8 protein-coding genes are annotated in these 6,398 nt (G+C 64.1%); 4 read left to right on the top strand and 4 right to left on the bottom strand.

The window, feature by feature from the left end:
- Positions 1-58: 58 nt before the first annotated feature.
- Positions 59-622, bottom strand: coding sequence for a plastocyanin/azurin family copper-binding protein (locus ABZ260_RS14100; protein WP_355616722.1), 564 nt, complete (start codon positions 620-622; stop codon positions 59-61).
- Positions 623-647: 25 nt separating this feature from the next.
- Entirely contained in the window at positions 648-938 is a 291-nt protein-coding gene (locus ABZ260_RS14105) for a hypothetical protein (RefSeq protein WP_355616710.1), read from the bottom strand.
- 554 nt (positions 939-1,492) lie between these two features.
- Here ABZ260_RS14105 and ABZ260_RS14110 point away from each other — a divergent pair.
- The 3 genes from ABZ260_RS14110 to ABZ260_RS14120 all read left to right on the top strand — a co-directional run bounded on the left by ABZ260_RS14110 (position 1,493) and on the right by ABZ260_RS14120 (position 3,241).
- A complete protein-coding gene (locus tag ABZ260_RS14110; protein WP_355616712.1) occupies positions 1,493-1,684 on the top strand; it encodes a hypothetical protein in 192 nt (63 codons plus the stop codon).
- Between the two features lie 789 nt (positions 1,685-2,473).
- Positions 2,474-2,884 carry a Rid family hydrolase gene (locus tag ABZ260_RS14115; RefSeq protein WP_355616724.1) on the top strand — a complete coding sequence of 137 codons (411 nt, stop codon included), beginning with the start codon at positions 2,474-2,476 and terminating at the stop codon, positions 2,882-2,884.
- A 153-nt stretch (positions 2,885-3,037) separates the two neighbouring features.
- Positions 3,038-3,241, top strand: a complete 204-nt coding sequence (locus tag ABZ260_RS14120; RefSeq protein WP_355616714.1) for a hypothetical protein — start codon at positions 3,038-3,040, stop codon at positions 3,239-3,241.
- Positions 3,242-3,477: 236 nt separating this feature from the next.
- Here the strand turns inward: ABZ260_RS14120 and ABZ260_RS14125 are convergent, their stop codons facing one another.
- Together ABZ260_RS14125 and ABZ260_RS14130 are read right to left on the bottom strand one after the other, a co-directional pair.
- Positions 3,478-4,932 (bottom strand): hypothetical protein, encoded by a 1,455-nt coding sequence (locus tag ABZ260_RS14125; protein ID WP_355616716.1) that lies wholly within the window; start codon positions 4,930-4,932, stop codon positions 3,478-3,480.
- A gap of 417 nt (positions 4,933-5,349) precedes the next feature.
- Complete coding sequence (locus tag ABZ260_RS14130; RefSeq protein ID WP_355616718.1) at positions 5,350-5,475, bottom strand: hypothetical protein; 126 nt, start codon at positions 5,473-5,475, stop codon at positions 5,350-5,352.
- Between the two features lie 524 nt (positions 5,476-5,999).
- Between ABZ260_RS14130 and ABZ260_RS14135 the strand changes: the two genes are divergently transcribed.
- The gene (locus ABZ260_RS14135) at positions 6,000-6,317 is read left to right on the top strand and encodes a VOC family protein (protein WP_355616720.1); all 318 of its coding nucleotides are present in this window, start codon (positions 6,000-6,002) and stop codon (positions 6,315-6,317) included.
- The last annotated feature ends 81 nt before the right edge of the window (positions 6,318-6,398 follow it).

A 6,398-nucleotide genomic window follows, 5' to 3' on the forward strand; every position in this document is an offset into this window, starting at 1 on the left:
CGGCGAGACATCCCGTGTTCCGGCGTCGGCTCGGCTCCACGCGGATCGATAGGGCCGGTCACCGGGTCACCGTCACAGTGGCGGTCATGAACGGGTGGATGCTGCACAGGTACTTGTAGGTGCCCGGCTTGGTGAACTTGTAGGGGTAGCGGGCACCGGACGCCAGCGCGGCGGAGCGGAGCGGACCCTGGCCCTGGCTCGTCACGGTGTGCGGTTCAGGGTCCTGGTTGATCCAGGTCACCGTAGTGCCTGCCTTGACGGTCAGCGCAGCGGGATGGAAGGCGAAATTCTTGATCGTCACGGAGTTCGGGCCCACCGGCGTGGCCGGCGCGCTGCCTGTGGGTGCGGCTGTGGCCGTGTTGGGGATCACCGGGATGGCAGATGCCGGGCCGGTGCCGCCGGGCATGCCGGGCAGGCTCTGGCCGACGCCCGGGGTGATCCCGGCGGACGCCGGGCCGCGGTGCGGCGGGTCGCCGCAAGCGGTGACCAGACCAAGTACGCCGATCAGAGCAAGTGCGCCGATCAGGGCCGGTAGGCGCGGTATGCGGGGATGAATACCGTGACTCATACTCATGTCCCTCTCGATGGCTGGAGTGCCGATCCAATCAGCGCGAATCGGCATCGACACTGTGAGATAGCACGCCGGGTCACCCACGGAACTGGTGGCCGGTATGGAGCAGGAATGGGGGGACGTTGCCCCAGCGGGTGAACTCCGGTGCCTTGAGGCCGGTAGTCGCCGGGTTTGCCGGTGGTGGTGTAGGGCGGGGCGGCGTCCGCGCCGTCGTGCGCGCGCAAGGCGAGGATGTCGCGGGCGCCTGGGCGCCGGCCTGGATGCCCGCCTGTTTAGCGGGGCCGGCGGGATGCCAGGCGAGGTCGGCGGCCGACTGGTGGTCCAGGTTGGTCTTCTGCGCCGGGTACATGATCTTCCTCCTGATCAAGGGAGGAAAGGTGACAGGCCGCTCCGGCACGTCCGCCAGCGCCGGCCGTGGCTGGGACTCGACTGCGCCGACGTGCCGAAACCCGATCCAGAGCGTTTTTACCCTGAACTGACCGAAGCAACGTGAAGCCGCTGGATGTGCGACGTTGCCACTCATATTCGCCTTCGCCGGAGATAGGTGCATAGTTAAACTATTTCCTCAGTTATGTCCCACCTTCGCGATATCCCCATCCCCGGCGTCAATCTCCCGAAACCGTGGAATGCTAGGTTTTGCTGTGCTCTGAAATTCGCGGGGATATTTTACTGAGAAATACCTGGGGTTATCGCCCCGCCGGGTTTCCTCGCCCGTCAATTCATGCGTATCGAAACGGCTCGCTTCCGTAGGCGCTGACCGGGAACAGGCTTGTGCCAACCGCCGCGCCTTCCTCCGTGAGGTCTATGACCTGGAGGGGAAACTCACCTCGGCGATCGCCGCACTCGGCATCACCGGTCTGACCGCCGACCAGGTCACCGCAGCCCAACTTGCCACACTGGTCCATCGAAACCAGTCACTACGTGCGTGACGTCTCCTACGGCGAGGACGCCGGTACCATCCGCACCGGCACCGGACCCGCCGTCATGGCCGCACTGCGCAGCTTCGCCATCGGCGCCCTCCACCTGGCGGGCTTCCCCAACATTGCCGCAGGCCAACGCTGGTCACACAGCGACTACGCCAACCCACTCAGCATCCTCGATCTCAAAATGTGAGAACGCCGGAACCGTGGGGGTGGGCCGTCCCATAGCTCCAGCGTGGCCCCGGCCTCATGCCCAGGAGAGGTGCTCCAGAAGATTGCCCAATTCAGGGTCGCCTCGAAGCAGGAGCCCTTGGGCAGCCGCGCCGCGATCTCCCCGAAAGGGGGCCATCCGGCCGGCTCGCACGGAAGGCCGTCTTGGTCTTTCAGAGTAAATTGACTGCGTTCCGCGCAGATTACCTCGTGGAGTCGTTCGACGAGTTGCGGTATTCATTTTCCCTGGATGGATAAATGCGCGATGTGTGGCCTCCCTGCAGAGGGCACACATCGGTGTATTCCGATTTCGGTGGATTCGGCCTGGTCGACACTCGTGCTGCCTGGATCTTCGAATAAAGCGTCGTGTACTCGATGAGGGAGCCTGATGAGAGCTGACGGGCCTGCACAGGCGGGCTCAGACCACGATCTACCAGTGCGAGCACGTTCCGTCCGGTCGTTTGGCAACAGCGCCGGTCTCAGCAAGAAGGACTCAAAGATCCTGGAACGAAGAAGGCGTCCGCTGCCCCGACCGGACCTGGAACGCGCCCACACCGTCATCAGGAACGAAGCCCTGGACTTCTGATCGCCCCCGACCACGAACGGTGGCCGGCCGCCCTGTGGCGATCGTCGTGCCGCATCTGGGCGGCGGCGTGACCATGAGCCGGCCGCGAGGCACGGGCGGCTTGGCCTGCGAAAATAGGAGGCGGCAGTCAGAATGCCTATGTCAGGATGGTCGCTTTGCATTCGATATGAAAGGAACTGAATGACCATGCCTAGCGCCATCACTTTGATCCGCTCCGCTTCTCTGTCCGACGTCGCCCAGTACGCTTACGCAGCCACGGCGCCTGCCGGGTCACGACTCATCTTCCTCGCCGGAGCGTGTCCCCTGAACGAGGACGGCTCGACGGCAGCGATTGGGGACTACGCGGGCCAAGCAGCGAAAGCCATCGAGAACATGCAGGCGGCTCTCACTGCCTCTGGCGCATCCTTGCAGGACGTCATCAGCACAAGGGTTCTCGTCGCATCCACCCGGCAAGAGGATTTGGTGGCTGCCTGGAAGGTAGTCCGGGACTCGTTCGGTGAGCATGACGTACCGAGCACCTTGATGGGAGTCACCGTGCTTGGTTACGACGACCAGCTCGTTGAGATCGAAGCCATCGCCGCCGTACTTGATTCCTGAGCGGTAAGCGTCCACCTGGCGCAAACGGACACGGCTAAGAGACCTGTGCGAACTGAACCGCGCCGGGATTGCTGGAGGCTTTGATGTACCCCGGCTTTCGTGGAGTCGCTTTGGTTGACTTACATGCCTCCACCCCCTTCAGGAGAGGTCGGCATGGCAAGGAGATATCCCCCGGAGTTGGAAGAGCGGGCGGTTCGGATGGTGCAGGAGGCCGCTGAGCAGGCCGGGGAGTCGTTCGGCGTCATCACTCGCGTTACCCGGCAGCTGGGCATCGGGTCGGAGTCACTGCGCAGCCGGGTCAGGCAGGCCGAGATCGACGGCGGTCAGCTGGGCGCGATGTCCGTGGACACTCGCTGAGTTTCGCCGTCGTTCGTCCCTTCGGCCGTACTCGTGGCTATACGGCCAGGCCTCTTGGCGGCCACCTTGGAGGATCTCAGCGCGCACCTCCCTAACCTGCCGATCTTCAGATCAGGGGTGGTTTCGCCTTGCCTATGAGTCCCCATGGTTTCCTGCTGTCCCCCGCCCCGACGGGTACGCAGAAGCGGTCGTCGGCCGAGTGGAGGTGATTGTTGGTGCGGTAGGTGCGCAATGCTCTACCGCGACACCCGAGTCTCGTCCGCCGGCACTACCCGGGCGGTCATACCGGGTGAGGCAAGACCGGCGATAACCGCCGCGAGAACGGGCAGACCGACGACCAGAGCGGTGATCAGCGACCACGGGGTATCGAAGGCCACCCGTGGCATCGGATCCCATTCGACCGAGGCCGTCATCGGCCATACGAGGAGCAGGCCGATCGTGCACCCGGCGGCTGCGCCCATCGCCGTACCGCAGGCCGCGCTGAGTCCCGCACGGCAGGCGGCAAGTGATCGCAGAGGCGTGGTCGAGTCGCCGCCGACCCGTAGAAGCACACGTCTCGATCGGGAGTCGCCGCCCTGGCCGGTCGCGGCCAATGCGCTGCCGAGGGCGACGACAACCGCTGCCACAACGAAGACCCACCAGCCGGTCGAAGCCTGGAACCCTCGCTCGATGTATGTGGTTGCGGTGTCACCCAGCCGACGGTCGAGCCGCTCCTGTTCGATCATGGAGGTTCGATGAATGGAGGGGTCGATGATCATTTTCTCGGGCTCCAAGCGATAGCCGAGATCTCGCATGATCTTCGCTGGGAGGAAGAGCTCCTCCATGTGAGGGTCGGCGGGCTTGACGACGATTGCAGGAATGCTCTTGGTCAACAGTGACTCGTCATTCCTGGCGAGGTCGAAGTCGTAGTGGATCGTCACCTTGTCGACTTCCACGTCGTCGGCCGTGACCACTACTGCTGTGTTCTCGTCGTAGGGCGTCGACGGGTCTCCAGTGAGATAACGGAGCAGCGCGTGGTCGCCGATGATGCCGGCCGGAGCAACGCTCTCCAGGTCCGGAAACTCTACGTTCTCGATGTCTAGGCCGAAATGCCCGTTCTCGCGCTGGCGATCGACCTGCGTAATGGGCACTCCGGGTAACTCCTGTTGGATGGCCGCACGTACGGCAGCCGCTTCTTCCGCTGAGAACCACTGCACCAGGAGGGCGCCGGACCGGACCTGTGGATAGTATTCCGCCCTGTTCTGTGCTGTTGTGGCGACAGCGATGATCATTACCGCGATTGCGAGGGCCGTCGCGACCATCGCTGCCGCGACCGCGGGAGCCGTTCTAGACCGATTGTCGGCCACGTCATGGGCCGCCAGGCGCATCGGCAGAGGCAGGTGTACGGCGCGTCGCCCGAGGATTCCCAGAAGCCATGAGGTGAGCGGGCCCAAACCGAAGAGAAACAGTGCCCCGCCCATCAGGGCCGCCAGGGTCGTCAATGCCGATCCGAAGTCGTCATAGTGCTGGTCTTCGTGTGTGGACCATGCGGTGAGCGCCATCACCATAATGCCGATCATCGACAGAATCGATCCACAGACCAGGTGGAGCGGCTGTACGCGGGTGTGGCGACCGTCCGGGGCTGATCGTGCCGCGAATCCTATGGAGCCGAGCGCAAAAGCCATAGGAATGCTCAAGATCGCCTCAATCATGGGGAAATGGTATGCGGTGCCGAATGAGGCTGTATGGAATCTGCGAGGCGAGACCTCGGAATCACCGGACGGCCTCTTCGGCGTGAACTTTCTCCGGCTTCGACATCCAGTGACGACTGAATCCTTTGAAGATCTCGGCACTCGCCCCTCGGGCTGCTGCGTTCCAGGTCGGGGGCGGTTTCACCTTGCCCGTGACTCCCCGTGGTGACCCTCCTGGCGGGCACGCCTGGGATGCGTCGGCGCGGTACCTGCTACCCGGTGAGCCGTACTGGGGAACGAAGCATGGCTCGTCGATCGCCCCGACCCCGTACGGAGATCATGAGGGTGGTGCCGGCTTCGGCGCCGCATCACCGGCTTGAAGACAGCGCCTGTCGTGGGATCGACGGTGGACAGCGTGGGCCAGGGCGGGCAGGCTGATCACACGGCGATGAGGGAGAGATCATGAATTTCGGCGCCACGGGCGTAAGCGTGCTCTTCATGCTGCTTGGCGCTCTCATCCAGTTCCTGGTCATCTACTTCGCCGTACGCCTGGCTCTGAAGCATGACCGTGAACGTTCCGCGCGTGGTTGGCCGCAGAGGTAGCGCCCTCGGTGAGCGGAGCGGCCGGCGCCGATGCGAAGCACCCCAAAGGGGCCGTGAAACGGTCGGGGCCGGTGGCCGTAGCGCTACCGCAGACTCCAGCAGCCCGGATCGTCGGAGTGACGCGCTGTGGGTGCTCCAGGGTGCGGGGCGGGAAACAGATGAACCTCGCCCGTAGTGCTCGCCGGCCCGGAGGCGGCCAGGTGGAAGGCGGATCCGGTTTCCTCGCCGACGTCTCGTCAGCTGCCCTCCTCTGGGTGGCGATCCCGCCGGTATATCGAGTTTGACTTATATAAGGTGAAACTGAAATAGTCTTCGCGTGCGCACGCCGACGTTCCTGGTGATCCGATCCGCAGTCGGGGCCGCTGACGAGCAGGCCGTTCCCATCGCCAGGAACATCATCACCTTTAACGCACCTCGCTAGGAGTCCACCGATGTCACAAAAAATCACTACCTTCTTGATGTTCGAGGGCGCGGCAGAAGAAGCGATGACGTTCTACATGTCGCTGTTCGACGACGCGGAGATCCTGGCCATTGCCCGCTACGGCCCCGAGGGGCCCGGCGCGGAGGGCAGCGTGCAGCACGCCACGTTCACGCTGGCGGGACAGGAGTACATGGCCATCGACAGCAACGTGTCGCACGCGTTCACCTTCACCCCGTCGGTCTCGCTGTACGTGCAGTGCGAGTCGGAGGCGGAGATCGAGCGCCTGTACGCGGTGCTGTCGGAGAACGGCGAGCCGCTGATGCCGCTCGGCTCCTACGGCTTCAGCAAGCGCTTCGGCTGGACCAACGACCGCTTCGGCTGAAGGAACGCGGCGTGGCGGGATACAAGTGGCCCGATCGTGTCGAGCTGGTCGACGCCTTCCCCCGCACCCCGTTCGGCAAGG

The sequence above is a fragment of the Streptosporangium sp. NPDC006013 genome (assembly GCF_040614275.1).
GTDB lineage: Bacteria > Actinomycetota > Actinomycetes > Streptosporangiales > Streptosporangiaceae > Streptosporangium.